This is a genomic window from Thermomonas sp. HDW16, from assembly GCF_011302915.1.
In the GTDB taxonomy this organism is placed as follows: Bacteria; Pseudomonadota; Gammaproteobacteria; order Xanthomonadales; family Xanthomonadaceae; genus Thermomonas.
The window spans coordinates 2,555,685-2,574,902 of sequence record NZ_CP049872.1 but is presented as its reverse complement, the minus strand read 5'-3'; the positions used below and the strand labels follow the sequence as shown (position 1 = coordinate 2,574,902).

The following is a 19,218-nucleotide window of genomic DNA, read 5'->3' as shown; positions in this document are numbered from 1 at the left end:
TTTTTGCCGTTTGCCCATTCCGATGCCGCGCTGAAGCGCGCATCCTGCCAGGATCCACACTCCAATGCTCAATAGCCTGCTCACCAGCGTCTTTGGCAGCCGCAATGAACGCCTGCTCAAGCAACTCTCCGGCATCGTCAAGAAGATCAACGCGCTGGAGCCGCAGATGCAGGCGCTCTCCGACGAGGCGCTGAAGGCCAAGACCGACGAATTCAAGGCGCGCCACGCCAAGGGCGAATCACTGGACAAGTTGCTGCCGGAAGCGTTCGCCGTGTGTCGTGAAGCTTCGGTACGCGTGTTCGGCATGCGCCACTTCGATGTGCAGCTGGTCGGCGGCATGGTCCTGCACAGCGGTAAGATCGCCGAAATGCGTACCGGCGAGGGCAAGACCCTGACCGCGACGCTGGCGGTGTACCTCAATGCGCTGGAAGGCAAGGGCGTGCATGTGGTCACGGTCAACGACTACCTGGCGCGCCGCGACGCCGCGCAGATGGGCAAGCTGTACAACTGGCTGGGCCTGAGCGTGGGTGTGGTGTATCCGGGCATGGCGCATGCGGACAAGGGCGCCGCCTACAACAGCGACATCACCTACGCCACCAATAACGAGATCGGCTTCGATTACCTGCGCGACAACATGGCGCTGTCCAAGGAAGACCGGTTCCAGCGCGGCCTCAACTACGCGATCATCGACGAAGTCGACAGCATCCTGATCGACGAGGCGCGCACCCCGCTGATCATCTCCGGCCCATCCGACGATTCGCCGGAACTGTATGTGCGCGTCAACCAGATCGTGCCCTCGCTGAGCCGGCAGGAGAAGGAAGACAGCGACGGCGATTTCTGGGTCGACGAGAAGGGCAAGCAGGTGCACCTGTCCGAAGTCGGCCAGGAACACGCCGAAGAACTGCTGCGTGGCGCCGGGATCCTGGCCGAGGACGAAAGCCTGTACGCGCCGCAGAACATCCACGTGGTGCACCACTTGAATGCGGCGATGCGCGCGCACGCGATCTACCAAAACGACGTGGACTACATCGTGCGCGATGGCGAAGTGATCATCGTCGACGAATTCACCGGTCGCACCTTGCCGGGCCGTCGCTGGTCCGATGGCCTGCACCAGGCCGTTGAAGCGAAGGAAGGCGTGGCGGTGCAGCGCGAGAACCAGACGCTGGCCTCGGTCACCTTCCAGAACCTGTTCCGCATGTACAAGAAGCTGGCCGGCATGACCGGTACCGCGGACACCGAAGCCTACGAATTCCAGAACATCTACGGCCTGGAAGTGGTGGTGATCCCCACCCACCGCACCATGGTGCGCAAGGATCATTCCGACTTGGTGTTCCTCAACCGCGCCGGCAAGTACCGCGCGGTGGCCAACGAGATCAAGGCATGCGCCGAGAAGGGCCAGCCTGCGCTGGTCGGCACGACTTCGATCGAAGTCTCCGAGCTGCTCAGCGATGCGCTGCGCGAGGCCGGCATCCCGCACGAAGTGCTCAACGCCAAGCAGCATGAGCGCGAAGCGCACATCGTCGCCCAGGCTGGCCGTCCGGGTGCGATCACCATCGCCACCAACATGGCCGGCCGCGGTACCGACATCGTGCTGGGCGGTTCGCTGGAAGCGGAAATCGCCGACCTCGAAGCACAGGGTGAAGTGGATGCCGCCACCCGCGAACGCCTCAAGGCCGAATGGCAGGTGCGCCACGATGCGGTCAAGGCCGCCGGCGGCCTGCACATCGTCGGCACCGAGCGCCACGAAAGCCGCCGCATCGACAACCAGCTGCGCGGCCGCTCCGGCCGCCAGGGCGATCCGGGTTCGTCGCGCTTCTACCTGTCGCTGGAAGACAACCTGATGCGCATCTTCGCCGCCGACTGGGTGCAGAAGGTGATGGCGCGGATGGGCCTGAAGGAAGACGACATCATCGAGTCGCCCTTGGTGACCAAGCAGATCGCCAACGCGCAGCGCAAGGTCGAGGCGCATAACTTCGACATCCGCAAGAACCTGCTCGACTTCGACGACGTCAACAACGACCAGCGCAAGGTGATCTATAACCAGCGCGACGAGTTGCTCGAGGCCGAAAGCGTGCAGGGCAACATCGACGGCATCCGTGGCGACGTGGTCGGCGACATGGTTGAACGCTTCGTGCCGGCCAACTCGGTCGACGAGCAGTGGGACCTGCAGGGCCTGGAGGCCGAGCTGGCAAGCGAATACGGCGTGCACGTGCCGTTGCAGCAGATGCACAAGGAACATGACGAACTGGATGCCGAGGGAATCCAGGCCAAGGTGCAGGATGCGGTCGCGGAGTTGTTCACCGGCAAGGAAGCGCAGGTTGGCGGCGAGACCATGCGCATGCTGGAAAAGCACGTGATGCTCAACGTGCTGGACCAGAACTGGAAGGAACACCTGGCGCGCATGGATTACCTGCGCCAGGGCATCCACCTGCGCGGGTATGCGCAGAAGCAGCCGAAGCAGGAATACAAGAAAGAGGCGTTCGAGCTATTCTCCGAGTTGCTGGAGAAGGTGAAGCGCGAAGTGGTCTCGCTGCTGGCGCGCGTGCGCATCCGCGACGAGGCCGAGATCGCCGCCGCCGAAGCCGAGGAGCGCGTGCGCGCCGAAGCTTCCGCAAGGCAGATGCAGTTCCAGCACCCGGACATGGGCGGGTTGGGCGCGGACGAGGAAGCCGCGGCGCAACAGGCGCAGGCGCAGATGGCGGACTTCACCCGCGTTGGCCGCAACGATCCCTGCCCCTGCGGCAGTGGCAAGAAGTTCAAGCATTGCCATGGGCAGCTGACTTGACCACTGCTTCCATCGAATCGAAAAAGGGGCCGCTGGCCCCTTTTTCTATACTGGTGCAATGAAACAACTCCACGTCGTCGCCGGTGTGATCCGCGATGCCCGCGGCCGCATCCTGCTGGCGCGCCGCACCGCAGGGCGTGATCTTGCCGGCTTGTGGGAATTCCCGGGCGGCAAGGTCGAAGCTGGCGAAGCGCCCGAAGTCGCGCTCGTCCGCGAGTTGCGTGAAGAGCTCGGTGTCGAGGCCCGCGTCGGCGATGCGTTGATCCGCGTGCCGCAACAATACCCGGACAAGCGACTGGTGCTGGATGTGCGCCATGTCGAGTTCCGCGGTACACCCAAGGGCCTGGATGGGCAGGCGTTGGTCTGGGCGCCGCCGCACAAATTGACCAGTTACCCGATGCCGCCGGCCGACCGTCCGGTGGTGGCGGCGCTGCTGCAGTCGGAGTGCTACCTGGTGACGCCTGCGCCAGGCGATGACGATGACGCATGGCTGGCGGGTTTGCAGCGAGCGTTGACCCGTGGCGTGCGACGCTTGCAACTGCGTGCGCCGGAGGTCGATCCGTCGCGATGGCGGCGGCTGGCGGGCGAGGCGGTCGCGTTGTGCCGCACGGCCGCTGCCGAGGTGCTGGTGAATGGCGATATCGCGCTGGCCGAGCAGCTGCAAACGGGCATGCACCTGCGCGCGGCGCAATTGCATGAAGCCGGCACCGTCGCGGCCTACGCGCAGCTCAAGTCCCGTAGCGTTCCGCTCGGCGCGTCCTGTCATCATATCGAGGACCTGCGGCGCGCCGAAGAGGTCGGTTGCACGTTCGCCATGGTAGGTCCGCTGCGGCCGACGCCCACCCATCCGGAGGCCTCCGGTATCGGTTGGGATGCGTTCGCGGCAATGCGCGAACAGGTCTCGCTGCCGATCTACGCAATCGGCGGGCTGGGCATCGATGATCTCGCCATGGCACGCGAACACGGCGCGCAGGGCATCGCCGCGATCCGTGGCCTGTGGGGGGCTGATCAGCCTGCGGCGAGAGCGCGGTAAAGACGATCCAGCGCCGCCACCCGTTCGTCCAGCATGTCCAGCGCGCCATCGTTGACCAACACATCGTCGGCGATCGCCAGCCGTTGTTGGCGGGTGGCCTGTACTTTGATCATGCGCTGCGCCAGCACTTCGTCGATGCCATCGCGCAGCAGCACGCGCTGCAGCTGTACGGATTCGGGTACGTCCACCACCAGGATGCGGCGCAACCACGGATACGCCTTGCGCCCGCCGCTTTCGGCCAGTAGCGGCACCGCGGCGATCGTGTATGGCCCGGTGGCGTGCAGGCAGGCTTCGTGCAGCAGCTCGCGGACGCGTGGATGGATGATGCCTTCCAGCCGTTTGCGCGCATCCGGATCCGCGAATACGCGCCGACGCATCGCCGGACGATCCAGGCTGCCGTCGGCGGCCAAGACTCCCTCGCCGAACATGTCGACCACGTCCGCCAGTCCGTCGCTACCGACCGCCACCGCATCGTGCGCCGCCTGGTCGGCATCGGCCACGAAGATGCCGAGCGCTTCGAAGCGCTGGCTGACCGCGCTCTTGCCCGAGGCAATGCCACCTGTAAGGCCGATCACATACATGCTCATCAGCGCAGGCTCATTCCGAACGGGCTGACGCGGCGATCAAGCCAGGCCGGCGAAACGCATATATGCGCCGACCAGGTCATGACCCCAAAAGAAGGTGATCCAGCCGGCAATCGCGAGGTAAGGGCCGAATGGAATGGGCGTCGCCTTGTCCTTGCCCTTGACCGCCAGCCAGATCGAGCCGATCACCGCACCGACCAGCGACGAGATCAGCACCGTCGGCAGCACCCCGGCCAGGCCCGTCCACGCGCCGAGCGCCGCCAGCAATTTGAAGTCGCCATGGCCCATGCCTTCCTTGCCGGTGAGCTGCTTGAACAGCCAGTACACCGACCACAGGCTCAAGTAGCCGGCCATCGCGCCCAGCAGGGCGGCTTTCTGGCCAACGTACAGGTTCTCGATCGAGGCGACGAAACCCAGCCACATCAAGGGCAACGTGAGTTGATCCGGCAACAATCGCGTGCGCAGGTCGATGCCGGACATCGCGATCAGGAAGCCGGTGAGCAGCATCGCGCCAAAGCCCTGCCAACCGAAGCCGAAGCGCGACACGCAGGCGAGGAACAGTGCTGCCGTCAGCAGTTCGACCAGCGGATACTGGATCGAAATCGGTGCCTTGCAACTGCGGCACTTGCCGCGCAGCGCCAGCCAGCTGAAGACGGGGATGTTCTCGTACCAGGACAGTTCGTGCCCGCAATGCGGACAATGCGAGCGTTCCACCACGATCCCCGGTGGCGGTGGGTCGTAGAGCTCGGGTTCTTCCAGTATTTCGCGCGCGTCGCGCTTCCACTGCCACTCAAGCCGACGCGGCAGCCGCAGGATCACCACGTTCAGGAAGCTGCCGACCAGCAACCCCAAGCCGGCCGCGGCGGGATAGCCGAGGCCGGGGTGTGCATCCAGATAGGCCATTCAGCCCATGACCGTCATGGCGATCTTGAAGATCGGCAGGTACATCGCGATGACGATGGAGCCGACCAGGCCACCAATGATCACCATCACCGCCGGCTCGATCAGGCTGGACAGTGCATCGACGGCATTGTTGACCTCTTCCTCATAGAACTCGGCAACCTTGAACAACATGGTATCCAGCGCGCCGGCCTCTTCGCCGATGGCCGTCATCTGGATCACCATGTGCGGGAAGACATTCACCTGCTTCATCGCCATATTCAGTGGATAACCAACGGCCACGTCATTCTTCATGCGCAATACGGCCTTTTCATACACCGTATTGCCGGTGGCGCCGGCCACGTTGCCCAGCGCCTCCACCAGCGGTACACCAGCCTTGAACGTCACTGCCAGCGTGCGGGCGAAGCGGGCGAGGGAGGAGTTGTGCAGTACTTGGCCGATCACGGGGATCTTCAGCATCATCCGATCGATCCAGTGCCTGAGTGGATCCGATCGCTTGTAGAAAAACATGAAGACGCCAAAGGCGATCATGACGACAATGCCAACGAGCCACCACCATTTGACGACGATGTCGGAGATGCCAAAGACGAATTCGGTAAACGCGGGCAGGTCGGCGCCATAGCTCTGGAAGGTTTCCTTGAAAACCGGAACCACGTAGATCAGGAGGACGGCGCAGATGAGTATCGCCACGGCGATGATGGCCGTGGGATAGAACAATGCCTTCTTGATCTTGCCCTTGATCGATTCGATGTTTTCTTTGTAATTGGCAATCGTCTCCAGGACGGTTTCCAAGACGCCTGACGATTCGCCTGCGTGCACCAAGTTGCGGTAGAGCTCGTCGAATTGCACCGGATACAGACTCAGCGCCTCATAGATCGAGGCGCCACTTTCGATCTCGGTCCTCAGGCCCGTGACCATTTTTTTCATGGCAGGGTTCTTCTGGCCACCCGCGATGATTTCCAGCGCCATCACGATGGGCACGCCCGATTTCATCATGGTGGCCAGTTGGCGGCTGAAAATGGCGATATCACGGGGCTTGATCCGGCTGGCACCACCGCCGAACAGTGGTTTGCCCTTGGGTTTGACCACGGTCGGGGTGATGCCTTGCTTGCGCAGCTCGGCGCGCAGCAAGTTGGCATTTTTCGCCAGTTGTTCGCCCTTCATGACGATGCCGCGCTTGTCGCGGCCTTGCCAGACGAATTCCACCATCGGGTTCAAACGGCGGGATTCCGCCTGGGTCCTGGCCTTGCTGATAGCGGCTCGGTGTGCAGACATGGCGGTTTCCCTCAATCCTTGGTGACGCGGTTGATTTCGATCAGGCTGGTGACGCCCTGCTTGACCTTGTCCAACGCGGAACGGCGCAGGTCGCGGACGCCACTGGCGAGGGCGGCCTCGGTGATTTGTTGGACATTACCACCGGCCAACACGATCTGCTGGATCTCGTCGGTCATCGGCATGACCTGGTAGACGCCGGCCCGCCCCTTGTAACCTTCCGTGCAGTCTTCGCAGCCGACTGCCTCGTACACGTTGATGCCGGCATGGACTTCGTCGGCGGTGAAGCCCTCCGCCAGCAGCGCATGTTCCGGGAGATGCACCACGCGCTTGCAATCGTGCAGGCGGCGCAAAAGGCGCTGGGCGATGACCAGGCTGACCGAGCTGGTGATGTTGTACGGGGCCACACCCATGTTCATCAGGCGAGCGATGGTTTGCGGGGCGTCGTTGGTATGCAGGGTGGACAACACCATGTGGCCGGTCTGTGCCGCCTTGATCGCGATCTCGGCAGTTTCCAGGTCGCGGATTTCGCCCACCATCAGCACGTCCGGATCCTGGCGCAGGAAACTGCGCAAGGCGGCGGCAAAGGTCATGCCGCGCTTCACGTTCATTTGTACCTGGTTGATGCCGGGAACGCGGATTTCAACGGGATCCTCGACCGTGCTGATGTTGCGCTCGTCCTCGTTGAGGATGTTGAGCGCGGTGTACAGGCTCACGGTCTTGCCGGAGCCGGTGGGGCCGGTGACCAGGACCATGCCATAGGGGCGCTTGACCGCGTCCACGAACAGCTTCTGCTGGTCCGGCTCGTAGCCCAGTTTCTCGATGCCGAGCCTGGCCGCGCTGCCATCCAGAATGCGCAGCACCACTTTTTCACCGAACAAGGTGGGTAAAGTGCTGACGCGGAAATCGATCTGCTTGCTCTTGGACAGGTTGAGTTTGATGCGACCGTCCTGCGGCACCCGTTTCTCGGCGATGTCCAACTGCGCCATCACCTTCAGGCGAGCAGAGATGCGTTGATGCAGCTTGACCGGTACCCGCTTGATCGTCTTCAGGATGCCGTCGATGCGGAAGCGAACCCGATACTCTGTTTCATACGGTTCGAAGTGGATGTCCGATGCGCCCTTGCGAATGGCATCCACCAGCATCTTGTTGATGAACTTGACGACGGGTGTGTCGTCTCCACCCGCATCCACGCCCGAATCGCCGGAGAAGTCTTCGTCTCCGCCGCTGACCTCCAGGCCTTCGAGGCCATCGGCGTCACCCATCCCATCGGCCAGGTCCTCCGCAGCCTCCAGCCATCCATCGATGCTGCGCTTGAGCCGTTCGGCATCAATCAGGATCGGCTCAACAGCCAAATTGGTGTGGAACTTGATTTCCTCCAGCGCCGCATGATTGGTCGGATCCGCCACGCCCACGAAAAGGCGACCGCCGCGCTTGAACAACGGAAGTGCCTGATGCTTGCGGACTAGGTCTTCCTTTACCAGCCGAATTGCGGATTGGTTGGGGTCGAGGGCCAGCGAATCGACCAACGGAATGCCGAATTCCATTGAATAGGCCGCTGCCAGTGCCGCAGGATTCGCCAGCTTCTTGTCGGCGATGTAGGTCGCCAACGGGATGCGTTCCTTGGTCGCCGCGTCCATCGCCTTGCGCGCGGCGGCCTCGTCCATGGCACCGTCCAGCACCAGGCGCCGGGCGATGCCGGTGATTCCCATCAGATTGGCGGATGCAGTTGCGCTCATATGTCTGCGCTCTCCCCAGCGACTAAAGCTGACTTTACTGCAAAAATCGCCTGCAAGGCATTGCCCGGCCTCGGATAAGCCGGCAACCGACCATGACCTGCAGGGCAAATCACGCTACGCTCTCTCGCCATGGGGAACTCACGACCAGTTGTCAGCATTGTCTTGCCTGCCCGCAACGAGGCGGAAGGGCTAAGGCGTACATTGCCTGCGATACGTGAAGCATTCCCGGATGCCGAAGTGATCGTGGTGGACGATGGCTCCACCGACGAAACGGCAGTGCTGGCTACGACGCACGGAGCAACAGTGTTGTCCTCCCCTTATTCGATGGGGAATGGTGCGGCGATCAAGCGTGGTACCCGCGCCGCGATCGGCGAGATACTGGTGTTCATGGATGCGGACGGTCAGCACAATCCGGCTGACATCCATTCTCTGCTGGCGAAGCTGGATGGCGGCTTTGACATGGCGGTAGGTGCCCGTGATGGCGGCGGACAGGCCAATGTCGGGAGAAGTCTGGCCAATGCGCTCTACAACCATTTGGCCAGTTGGATGACAGGGCACAAGGTACTGGACCTGACGTCAGGCTTCCGCGCAGTACGCGCGAACCGGTTCCGCGAATTCCTTCATTTGCTGCCCAACGGCTTCAGTTATCCAACCACAAGCACCATGGCGTTCTTCCGCAGTGCCTATCCGGTTGCGTACGTCCACATCTCGGTTTCCAAGCGTGTCGGTATGAGCAGTCATATCAGTCCGGTCAAGGATGGTGTCCGCTTCTTGCTCATCATTTTCAAGATCGCCAGCTTGTACTCGCCCCTGAAACTATTTGCCCCCACGGCATTGGCGTTTTTTCTGGCGGGCCTGGGTTGGTACGGCTATACCTATGCAACCCACCATCAATTCACCAACATGAGCATGCTGCTCTTCAGTGCTGCGGTGATCATCTTCCTGATTGGCTTAGTGTCGGAGCAGATCACATCGCTCATTTATCGGCGTGATGTCTGATCGGCGAAGCAGCCTACTGGTCACTCGAAATCTGCCGCCATTGCGTGGTGGAATGGAGCGTCTGAATTTGCGTCTCGCGCATGCGCTTGCCGATATAGGCCCCCTGGCGGTTTGTGGTCCATTCGGTTGTGGTGCGGAGTTGCCGCCTGATACTTCAGTCGCTGAAGTGCCAGCGGAACGATTGTCGCGCTTCCTGGTCAGTGCGCTTCCGCGCGCGTTGTCGCTGGCTCGCAGCAGCAAACCGGGGGTCGTGGTCGCGGGAAGCGGATTGTCCGCTCCATTCGCTTGGGCCTGCGCGCGTCTGTTTGGTGCACGCTACATCGTTTACCTGCATGGGCTCGATATCGTCACAAACAGTACGCCATATCGTCTCGCATGGCTGCCGTTTGTTCGTCGCGCCGACCTCGCATTGGTGAACAGCCGCAACACTGCGATGTTGGCCACCCGCGCCGGCGTCGCGCACGTCGAGATCCTGCATCCTGGCACTGACTTTCCTCCGCTGCGGCCCGACGCCGTCGAAACTTTCCGTGAGCGGCATGGATTGGGTGCCCGTCCCCTGATGCTGTCGGTTGGTCGGTTGACTCCGCGCAAGGGTCTAGTCGATTTCGTCCATAAAACCTTACCGCTAGTTTTGAATGTATACCCGGACGCGCGCTTGGTTGTGATCGGCGATGATGCGGTTCATGCAGCGAAGACTGAACCAGGCTCCGAACTCCGTCGCGTGCAGGAAGCGGCGGAAGCTGCCGGAATGACTGGGTCGATCCTGTTTCTTCCGCATTGCGATGATGAGGTGCTCGCAACTGCATATCAGTCAGCGGATGTCCATGTATTCCCGGTGCGCGAAGTGCCGGGTGACGTCGAGGGGTTTGGAATGGTGGCCATCGAAGCCGCGGCTAACGGGCTGCCAACCGTCGCGTTTGCCGTAGGCGGGGTGCCAGATGCAGTTCTAGAACATGCGACAGGGGATCTGATCGTGGCTGGCGATCATGAGGCCTTCGCCCGAGCGATCACGCATAGGCTCGAGACACGCGGTGATGTCCGCGCGAGGCGAGCCATTCGCGAGGCCGCTGCGTGCTATGGCTGGGAGGTGTTCGAGACGAGGTTGCGGCGCCTGCTCGATGGAGGAGATCCGTAATGGCTGAGCATCAGAGCCTGAGGCACGACGAAGTGCGCCGCTTCTATGATACGGAGTATTACACCGGCCTTCTTGATGGAAGTCGCGTCCCTTGGCACATGCGGCGCATTGCGTCGCGCTTGGGCCCGTTGCATGGTCGTTCAGTGCTCGATGTCGCTTGTGGTACAGGTGCTTGGCTGGGTGAATTGGCTGGACATGGGGCCATTCCAACAGGCATCGACATTTCCGCGCGAGCCATAGCCGCTGCACGCGCGCGACTACCTGTTGCGGACTTGCGCGAAGGTGTTGCGGAGAAGCTGTCATTCGAAGATGGGAGTTTCGATCTAGTGACATGCATGGGCTCCCTCGAGCACTTCCTCGATCAACCGCGCGCACTACGTGAGATGCGTCGGGTTGTGCGCCCGGGCGCGCAGGTGCTGATCCTAGTGCCGAATGCCGATTTTCTTACACGTCGTCTCGGGTTATACCAAGGCACAGGGCAGGTTGCCGTGCGCGAGACGGTGCGTACGCTCGAACAATGGGCTTGCATGATTCGTGGTGCGGGATTCGCCATCGATGCGCGCTGGCGCGATCTGCATACTCTCGACTGGCACTGGATCCGGCGCGGATCGCCATTGTCGTGGCCTCTGCGCGGTGCGCAGGCTTTCTCCCTAGTTGCTTGGCCAGTGGCATGGCAGTACCAAGTCTATTTCCATGGTGTCGCAGTGGATTGAGTTAGCGTGAATGATGTTTGGTCGAATGTGCTGTATTTATCAGGCATGGGACGCACGCGTTTGCCTGTGGATTCGGTCGCTGCCCTCCGTGTCTCGGTACTGCATGGATTCATTGATTTCGGTGGGCGGACAGCATAGATGCGCAACGCGGAAGAGGATAGTCCAGCAGTCTGGTTTCCCGCGATCCGCGCTGGCACCGGTGCGGATGTTTTCACGGAGCGCCTTTGCGCTGGCCTGAACGATCGTGGCATCCGTGCCGAAATCACTTGGTTGCCGCACCGGGCCGAATACCTGCCTTGGATGGTGTCGGTGCCTGAGCTGCCGCAGTGGGCGAATGTGGTGCATGTCAACACATGGCTTCATCCCCGCTTCATCCCTGAGCATCTGCCCGTGGTGGCCACGCTGCATCATTCGATCCACGATCCGATGCTGCTCCCTTACAAGGGCCGATTGCGTGCGGCTTATCATCGTTGGTGGATAGCTCCGATTGAGCGCCGCGTCTTGAAGCGTGCACACCATGTCGCCGCCGTGAGTCAGTTTGTGCTCGATAGCGCCCGCCAGGATCTGTGCAATGTGCCGATGCATGTGATCCACAATGGCATTGACACAACGTGTTTCCGGCCAGGTGAGTTTACGTCGGAGTCCTGTCGGCCGTTTCGCCTTCTCTACGTGGGAGGCTGGATGGCGCGAAAGGGCGTGGATCTGCTGGCGCCGATCATGCGTGAGCTAGGTGAGGGGTTCGAGTTGCGCTACACCGGTGGCGTGTTGGCCGAAGCGGATAAGTCCGCCATGCCGTCGAACATGCACGACCTAGGGCTCCTGTCCAATGACGGCGTCATCGTGGCAATGCAACAAGCCGATGCCTTCCTGTTTCCTTCCCGCAGCGAAGGCTTTGGTCTTGTGGCGGCTGAGGCAATGGCTTGTGGATTGCCGGTGATCGCGACAAACTCGGCGTCTCTGCCAGAAATCGTGGAAGATGGCGTCACCGGCCTGTTATGCCCGCGCGACGACATACGTGCATTTGCGACGGCTGTACGAATGTTGGCGAATGATACGCGGCTTCGTGAATCCATGGCGAATGCAGCGCGCCATAGCGTGGTCAAGCACTTCTCCGTCTTGCCGATGATCGATGCATATGTCCGTCTCTACGTGGCTGCACATGCCATTTCAGCATGACACTCGTCGCGCCACATGAAAATCTGATCTCATTACATCCCGCGTGGATACCTTTTCGGTTAATGCGGCATGTGTTGGCTGATCCCTGGTGCGCGTTTCACGCGATAGTGTTTCGATGAGAGGGATGATGGGATTTGTAAATCCCAATGGGAATTAATGTGACAGACCCAACAGGAGCGCTATCGGCCGGCGCAAAGCCTTGTCTGCCCAATATATCCAGGCCTTGGTTGGCCCCACACGAGGAGAGGCGGCATGAATTCGTCTGTATTCGCCAATTCGTTGCCAGAAAAGGCGGCGGCTTATGCCGCCGTCTTGAATGTCGACTGTGACCATTTGCAGGTCATGGCAGGAGATGTCGCCGGGGAGTCGAAGCAAGAAGTCCATATCTCCCGCGATTCTGAATCCTGGGTCGAATGATCCATAGCGTTCGAATAGCGAGCGATGGTGCAGGAGGCCGGGGTGGCAAACCCGGATCCGACGTGGAAGTTTCGAGTCTGCCCACGATGTTCCAATCACATGCTTGGCTGGGCCGGAGGCATCGCAAAGCCTGCCGCGACTAGTGACGAGATCGTACTTTGTATCTCCGATGGCGGTAAAAATGTTCGCAAGCGTGTCCGGTGAGTGCAGCGCATCGTCAGCGCCAAGAAAACAAATGTAATCGCCCGTTGCGTGAGACAAGGCTTGGTTCCATGCGTCATATATCCCGCCATCACGACAAGACTGCCACCATGCAATACCGTCTTGGTATTTATTGATCAGTTCGATAGTGCCATCGGTGGACGCCCCGTCCGCCAGCAATATTTCCCACTGATCAAATGTCTGGTTGAAGATCGAATCCAAGCAGCGCGGTAGCGTAACGGCCGCTTGATGGGTCGCAATCACGATGGATAGTCTTGGTGTGCTTTGACGATGAGGCATTCATGTCATTCCAATTTCAATCAGCACAGATGCGATCTTCTATGGAGGAGGGGGGCTCGCAGCCGCATGGCGCAGCCATGCATTGTTCAAATCGGTGCAAAAGCTCGCTGCTTCTCAAGTTGAAATCCAAAAAATCCGCGAAATAGCGGGATGGGGACATTGTCGTGGGTTCGGAAGTCAAGGGGAGAGCCTGCGCAATCTGGCTTGGGTGAGCGACTACTACGCCAAAGTCATGGGCACGAACCTGTTGTGCATACAGGCCGATCTCATTGCAAATGACTGGAATACCATAGCGCAAGTAAGTGCTTACCTTTCCGGATGCGAATCCAAGATATTCAAGGTTTTTTCCCGTATAAATAGAGTCGTGGGTCGGGCGATAGAACGCCAAGCCCGCCGATACGCCCTCAAGCACGTACCCAAGGTCATCCACCCGGTCGGGGGCTTGGCCGCTGAAATAGATTCGATCCGAAAGTTCGTGTGCGCTTACCCCGAGCCTATTCAACGCTGATTCGGTGTTTCCGTAGCGCTCATGGACAAGCAGTGCCCAGTCGGGCGGCCAATCCCGAACGGATTCGATTGTCTCCTTGGCCATCGACCAGGTCGTGAGTGATCCAATCAGTACCGCGACGCTGTAATTTTTTGGGATACCCATCTGATCCCGGAGTCGCATTGCTGGGAATACCCCTGGGCCTGCGGACGCCAGCGGCAGGATGAAACTATTTTCGATGTCCAGGGCGTTCTCTTCTACCAGGCACGCTGCGCGGACTTCGTCTTGGACGATCCAAAAACAGCAGTTGCGCGCTGAAAGTCTTTCGATTCTCTTGAAGCGACGCGATGTTTCGTCCGCAAACATGATCTCGAACGAGATGAAAACGAAAGGCGTGCCGTGGCGCTTGCTCAGTATAGCGGCCTCGATTAGCCCGAGGCGGTCAACTGCCAGTATCAGGTCGAATTCGGGGTATATGGCGATGTCTTCGATCGACACGAACAAGCGTGCCAGCCACCGGGAGCACAAGCGGTCGTATGTCCAGCGCTTGACCTTCCGCAGGAACCAGCCATAGGGCAGCTGCACGATGTTCGGGTACGAGGGCATCGGAGCGGGACTGCTTGCATATCGGATATGGCATTGGTACCCACGTGAGCCAAGCAGGTCGATAATGGCTTTCAACGACGGGTTGTTGAACGTGTTCCCCTCGCCATGGATGACCAATACCTTCTTCATCGCGGGCTGGCTACGAAGATCGCTTGCCAGGTGTCCAGCGCTGGCTCGCGTTTCGTCGGATAGGCGTATGCAGCGGTCATGCGGAGTCCGCAGGCATCCAGCATCAAGTGGATTTCGGGCTCGAAAAGATAACGCATCCGATGCGATTCCAGCACCGTCCTACGCGATCCATCTAGCTTGGACGTCGCAGTGATCTCGTAGTTCACATCGACCAGGTTCTTGCGCGGATGGACTACGGGGGTTGCCTTGCGAGTGATCGTGAGTGAATCGTCTTCGACCTGGCGCAACCGATCGCTTGGCGGATCCATGAGGACTCCGGGGCCATACCAGCAATCGAAAATGAAAACCCCATCGGGTTCCAGGTGGCTCGCCGCAGTATCGAGGACGGCGTGCAGATCCTTGTTTGTGGCTTGATAGCTGACGACATGGAACAAGGCCAATACGGCGTCGTACCGCTTGCCGGTTCGAATTGTCCGCGCATCACCAACGGAAAAGTGGATGTCGGGAGATGCTGGCAGGCGGTTCGCCGCGGCGGCTACCATGTTCGCACTGAGGTCGTAGCCATCGATGGAAAACCCGGAGGCATGGAAATATTCGGCGTGCCTCCCTGTGCCACACCCGAGTTCGAGGATGGATCCGCTGCGAATGTCCTGCTCGGAAAGTAGCTCCAGGATGTAGCTGGCATCGGCGGCATAGTCCTTGTCCTGGTACAGCAGGTCGTAATACGCCGCGTATGCGTCAAAGGGCTCGGTCATGCCAGCACCTTGTGCAAAGCCTCGGCCACGCGCTCCATCTGGTTGGGCGTCAGCGCCAGGCCACTTGGTATGTAGAAGCCTTTGCGGTAAAGGCGCTCCGATACCGGGTGGGACTCGCCGGCGAAAAAATCGGCACCGCGCAGGACCGGTTGCATGTGCATCGGGCAGAAGAACGGTCGCGTGCCGATGCCGTGCGCGCTGAGGCGGCGCATGGCTTCCTGCGCATCGATATCGAGAGTGTCTTCGAGCACGACCCCGTAAACCCAGTAATGGTTGTCCGCGTACTCCGTCGCGGCGACGGGCAACTGCACGCCCGGGAGGTTGGAGAGGGCTTCGGTGTAGCGCGCGCCCATCGCACGCTTGCGTTCGATGGAGCCATCGAGGCGCTCGAGCTGGGCGACGCCGAGCGCCGCCTGCAGATTGGTCATTCGCAGGTTCCACCCGAGGCGTTCGTGCACGAAGCGCTTGCCGGGCTGGAAGCAGAGGTTGCGCAGGCTGCGGCAGGTTTCGGCGAGCACGTCGTCGTCGGCCAGCACCATGCCGCCTTCGCCTGTCGTCACGTGCTTGTTCGGATAGAAACTGAAGGTGCTGATGTCGCCGAAGCTGCCGCAGGGCTGGTCACGGTAGGTTTGGCCGTGCGCTTCGGCGGCATCTTCGATGATCTTCAGGTCGTGCTGAGCGGCGAGTGCCAGCACCGGCCCCATGTCCACCGGCAACCCGTATGTGTGCACGACCATGATCGCCCGCGTCCGCGGCGTGATGCGCTCTGCGATGCGGGCAACGTCCATGTTCCAGGTGACCGGATCACTATCGACGAGCACGGGCGTGGCGCCAGAGCGCACGATCTGCCCGACGCAGGAGATGATCGTGAATGCAGGCAGGATCACCTCGTCACCCGGGCCGATTCCAAGTGCCTCGATGGCAGCATCCAATGCCGCGGTTCCGTTGCACACAGCGATGCCGTGGCGCCGGCCGACGCGCTGGGCGAACTTCTCCTCGAACGCCGAGACGAACGGGCCTTCCGATGAAATCCAGCCCGTGTCGATGCACTCCGCGAGGTAGCGTTTTTCGTTGCCGTCAAGCAACGGCTCGTTGACGGGAATGCCGGGCATGCTCATGCGTCGTTACCCTTGACCACGATGCGATCGCTGTCCACCGGCTCGAAACGGGTCTTGTCCTGCTCCCCACAATATGGCCCTTGCTTCACTTCGATGATCTCGGTGGGTACCAGCATTTCGAAGCCGTGGCCGCCGAAAGCCAGCAGAATCACGTCACCAGTTTCAAGGACTGTGCTCTGCAGATATTGCTGCGCATCGGAGTAGAAATCGACGCGGACGCGTCCGCTTCGGATCATCAGGACTTCCTTGGTGTACTGCACCTCGCGTTTCACGGGATTGTGGACGTGCGGTGGGATCACGTAGCCGGTGGGACGGTTCATGTAGCCGATCTGCTGCGAGTACGTGCCGGGCGTGAAGAACTCGATCCCTTCGCGATGGAAATCGCGACGGATGATCAGCGCGAGCTCACGCTCGCCGTAGATGATTCGTTCAATCACAAAAAGACCCCCGCCGGCTTTTCCAGCACCAGAACGAAGTGCAGATAAATATCCTGGCCGAAGTCCATTTTATTTCGCAACACGAGCAAGCGCGGTTGGAGTCCGTGCTTCATTGCGACGTCCCAAACACGCGTACGTAGAGTCTGAGGTGAATATTTTCGGGATGCTTGCACCCCCCAAGCGCCCCGCCGGACATAAGCCGTGGCACCAGCATCGCCAACAGGCGCCCCATAAAATTCTGGGGTCTGGTAGTAGCAGGGATGCGTATGCGTGTATAGCGGAGAGATTACTGCGCGACCACCGGGAGCGAGAATGCGGGCGAGTTCGATTATCAGGCCATGATCGTCTTCGCCAACGAACATCTCGAAGGCACATTGCAGAGACGCACCGAAGATCGAGCCCGCTACGAACGTGCTCTGTGTGGCATTCTCCTGGCGATAGTAGTGTAGGGACTCGAAGGCGGCATCGACCTCCAAGTCGATCGCGTAAGCGTCGACACCTGCATTGCGCAAGAGGCGGGCCCATGGACTGGCGCATGCAGCAATATCGACATACGCGCCACGGTCTGCGTGTTCTAGCCCGAGCAGCTTCCAGGCGACGAAGTGTTCCAGCTGTTTTTCGACGTGAAGCGTGCCATGGAGGCCATCGTAGTAGCTAGATGGAAAGGGGAAGCGTATCGCGAAGTTCGAGAATTCGGCCACATCCAGGCGCAAGTCTTCGCATGGCATGTCTAGTGCGCGAAATCCCGATTCGATCTGGGCAAGCTCGGTTTCGCCCGGCGCGCGATAGGCGGTTGCACCCAGCGTGCTTAGACGAAACCACGAGCGGAGTGCATAGCGTATGACACGACCTACCAGCGATGCTCGGCCGGGGCGCATGTTGCGGTGGGCCATGGCGAGCATGTTGGAATCGGTCATCACAGATAGGTTTCCTTCATGACCCAGGAGAACAGTGCAGGATCCTTGCGCACCTCTTTCTGGTGGAAATCGTAGCCCCTTTCCCAAGCCGCGAGCGCGCCCAACTGCACCCCTTTCAACTTTGCGTCGGCCTCGTCCGTCGTTCGTGTGGCATGGAGACGGAGTCGCCGGAGTCCTGTTTTCACCCTCAACTGTGCCGAAGCAAAAACGGGGATTCGGGAGCCGCCAGCCCTGCGAATGTCGGTGTAGGAATCGGAAATGCCCTGGGCAAAGCTGCGTTGCTCGAAATAGCCCGGCGACATGCGTGAGGCGGGGACGCGGTGGTGAACGCTGGCGCCCGAGTCGAAAATGGTCCGCAGGCCCGAGCGGCGAATCCATTCCGACACATGCGTCTCCCCATCGCCACGCCATCGCAGGCGTTCGGTGGGCATCGCATCGGGGTGGAAGCCGCCGGCATCGAGCAAAGTCTGCCTGCGTATCGAGAAATTGCATCCCCACACGAAATTCGGGTCGATATCGAAACGTCCTTGGCCGAAGTCCAGGATGCTCAGGTGGCCAAGCGCCCGCCCGTGGTTGGCGGGGATATCCCACCAGCGTGCAAGCCATTCCGGTGGGGCGTGCTCGAACAGCGGCAAATTGTTACCCCCGACGAGGGCCACCGAAGGGTCCCTGAACCTCTCCACGACCGTCGCCAGCCATGCGGGCTCGGCGACGATATCGTCGTCGGCGAACGCGAGGACATCACCGCGGGCTTCGCGCAGACCTTCATGCCGGCCGACGTGCAAGCCCGGTTCCGGTGCATGCACGCACCGGAGCTGCAGCGACGCATGATGCCTCTCCACTACATGCGGTGTTTCGTCGGTCGAACCATTGTCCACCACGATGACTTCGAACTCGCTCGTCGCCAGCGATTGCTCCGCTATGGAGCTGAGGCAGGCATCAAGCACGCCGGCGCGGTTTCGGGTGGGGATGATGACTGAAAGGCTCACGGCGCCAGTTGTCCCCACCACAAATTGGGAAAGCGACGCTCGTTGATGACGTACGGTCTGATTTCTTCCGCTATGACTTGTTGTACGCCCTCGGCCCAGCCGACGTCGTGCATGGCCACGACACCGCCAGGCGCCATCATTGGAGCATAGGCCCGCCAGTCCTGAAGCACTTCCTCATAGGAATGGTCGCCGTCTATGAACAACAAATCGATCTTGTCGGCCGTGGATGCGACTCGAGCGATGACGTCCGGGGAGGTGCTCCACCCGCGAATCGGAATGATCTGTTCGCGATTGTGGGCGGTGTTGGCGAGGAAGCTCGACATCGTGTCGCGTTGGCCCTCTGACATCGCGTTGTTGGTCCATGTGTCGATGCAGAGCACGCGACCTCCTTCGGCAAGACCGGCAGCAATGAAAGAGGCAGATGCGCCGAGATACGACCCGATTTCTACAGCATTGAACCCCTTGCCAGCACGGTCGACTCCTGAGCGGGCCAAATCGAAGAGTTCCATCTTCTCGCTATCGGTCA

The 19,218-nt window shown here is 60.6% G+C and carries 18 protein-coding genes; 6 read left to right on the top strand and 12 right to left on the bottom strand.

Going from position 1 to position 19,218, the window contains the following annotated elements; all coding sequences use genetic code 11:
* Positions 1–64: 64 nt before the first annotated feature.
* Positions 65–2,785 (top strand): preprotein translocase subunit SecA, encoded by a 2,721-nt coding sequence (gene secA, locus G7079_RS12210; RefSeq protein WP_166057569.1) that lies wholly within the window; start codon positions 65–67, stop codon positions 2,783–2,785.
* A 58-nt stretch (positions 2,786–2,843) separates the two neighbouring features.
* Positions 2,844–3,818 (top strand): Nudix family hydrolase, encoded by a 975-nt coding sequence (locus tag G7079_RS12205; RefSeq protein ID WP_166057568.1) that lies wholly within the window; start codon positions 2,844–2,846, stop codon positions 3,816–3,818.
* Here G7079_RS12205 and coaE read toward each other — a convergent pair.
* Genes coaE through pilB form a run of 4 tightly spaced genes read right to left on the bottom strand, consistent with a single transcriptional unit; the run spans position 3,794 to position 8,313 of the window.
* The gene (gene coaE / locus G7079_RS12200) at positions 3,794–4,405 is read right to left on the bottom strand and encodes a dephospho-CoA kinase (RefSeq protein WP_166057567.1); all 612 of its coding nucleotides are present in this window, start codon (positions 4,403–4,405) and stop codon (positions 3,794–3,796) included. The two genes, G7079_RS12205 and coaE, sit on opposite strands and share 25 nt — an antisense overlap.
* 36 nt (positions 4,406–4,441) lie before the next feature.
* A complete protein-coding gene (locus G7079_RS12195; RefSeq protein WP_166057566.1) occupies positions 4,442–5,305 on the bottom strand; it encodes an A24 family peptidase in 864 nt (287 codons plus the stop codon).
* A complete protein-coding gene (locus tag G7079_RS12190) occupies positions 5,306–6,577 on the bottom strand; it encodes a type II secretion system F family protein (RefSeq protein WP_166057565.1) in 1,272 nt (423 codons plus the stop codon). It lies immediately after the preceding gene.
* An 11-nt stretch (positions 6,578–6,588) separates the two neighbouring features.
* Entirely contained in the window at positions 6,589–8,313 is a 1,725-nt protein-coding gene (gene pilB, locus G7079_RS12185; protein WP_166057564.1) for a type IV-A pilus assembly ATPase PilB, read from the bottom strand.
* 129 nt (positions 8,314–8,442) lie between these two features.
* Between pilB and G7079_RS12180 the strand changes: the two genes are divergently transcribed.
* The 4 genes from G7079_RS12180 to G7079_RS12165 all read left to right on the top strand — a co-directional run bounded on the left by G7079_RS12180 (position 8,443) and on the right by G7079_RS12165 (position 12,336).
* Positions 8,443–9,312, top strand: coding sequence for a glycosyltransferase family 2 protein (locus tag G7079_RS12180; RefSeq protein ID WP_166057563.1), 870 nt, complete (start codon positions 8,443–8,445; stop codon positions 9,310–9,312).
* A gap of 52 nt (positions 9,313–9,364) precedes the next feature.
* Positions 9,365–10,447, top strand: coding sequence for a glycosyltransferase family 4 protein (locus G7079_RS12175; protein WP_166057562.1), 1,083 nt, complete (start codon positions 9,365–9,367; stop codon positions 10,445–10,447).
* A complete protein-coding gene (locus G7079_RS12170; RefSeq protein WP_166057561.1) occupies positions 10,447–11,160 on the top strand; it encodes a class I SAM-dependent methyltransferase in 714 nt (237 codons plus the stop codon). Before G7079_RS12175 ends, G7079_RS12170 begins: the two co-directional genes overlap by 1 nt.
* A gap of 138 nt (positions 11,161–11,298) precedes the next feature.
* Positions 11,299–12,336, top strand: coding sequence for a glycosyltransferase family 4 protein (locus tag G7079_RS12165; RefSeq protein ID WP_166057560.1), 1,038 nt, complete (start codon positions 11,299–11,301; stop codon positions 12,334–12,336).
* Between the two features lie 153 nt (positions 12,337–12,489).
* Here G7079_RS12165 and G7079_RS12160 read toward each other — a convergent pair whose 3' ends face one another.
* Genes G7079_RS12160 through G7079_RS12125 form a run of 8 tightly spaced genes read right to left on the bottom strand, consistent with a single transcriptional unit; the run spans position 12,490 to position 19,201 of the window.
* Complete coding sequence (locus tag G7079_RS12160) at positions 12,490–13,254, bottom strand: glycosyltransferase family 2 protein (RefSeq protein WP_166057559.1); 765 nt, start codon at positions 13,252–13,254, stop codon at positions 12,490–12,492.
* A 16-nt stretch (positions 13,255–13,270) separates the two neighbouring features.
* Positions 13,271–14,476 carry a glycosyltransferase family 4 protein gene (locus G7079_RS12155; RefSeq protein WP_166057558.1) on the bottom strand — a complete coding sequence of 402 codons (1,206 nt, stop codon included), beginning with the start codon at positions 14,474–14,476 and terminating at the stop codon, positions 13,271–13,273.
* A complete protein-coding gene (locus tag G7079_RS12150) occupies positions 14,473–15,231 on the bottom strand; it encodes a class I SAM-dependent methyltransferase (RefSeq protein WP_166057557.1) in 759 nt (252 codons plus the stop codon). The genes G7079_RS12155 and G7079_RS12150 overlap by 4 nt, the downstream gene beginning before the upstream one ends.
* Positions 15,228–16,349: a DegT/DnrJ/EryC1/StrS family aminotransferase gene (locus G7079_RS12145; protein ID WP_166057556.1), complete on the bottom strand. Its 1,122-nt coding sequence runs from the start codon at positions 16,347–16,349 to the stop codon at positions 15,228–15,230. The genes G7079_RS12150 and G7079_RS12145 overlap by 4 nt, the downstream gene beginning before the upstream one ends.
* Positions 16,346–16,786: a hypothetical protein gene (locus tag G7079_RS12140; protein ID WP_166057555.1), complete on the bottom strand. Its 441-nt coding sequence runs from the start codon at positions 16,784–16,786 to the stop codon at positions 16,346–16,348. The genes G7079_RS12145 and G7079_RS12140 overlap by 4 nt, the downstream gene beginning before the upstream one ends.
* Positions 16,783–17,703: a class I SAM-dependent methyltransferase gene (locus G7079_RS12135; protein ID WP_166057553.1), complete on the bottom strand. Its 921-nt coding sequence runs from the start codon at positions 17,701–17,703 to the stop codon at positions 16,783–16,785. The genes G7079_RS12140 and G7079_RS12135 overlap by 4 nt, the downstream gene beginning before the upstream one ends.
* Positions 17,703–18,692 (bottom strand): glycosyltransferase family 2 protein, encoded by a 990-nt coding sequence (locus G7079_RS12130; protein WP_166057552.1) that lies wholly within the window; start codon positions 18,690–18,692, stop codon positions 17,703–17,705. The genes G7079_RS12135 and G7079_RS12130 overlap by 1 nt, the downstream gene beginning before the upstream one ends.
* Complete coding sequence (locus G7079_RS12125; protein WP_166057551.1) at positions 18,689–19,201, bottom strand: class I SAM-dependent methyltransferase; 513 nt, start codon at positions 19,199–19,201, stop codon at positions 18,689–18,691. Before G7079_RS12125 ends, G7079_RS12130 begins: the two co-directional genes overlap by 4 nt.
* Between the last annotated feature and the right edge of the window lie 17 nt (positions 19,202–19,218).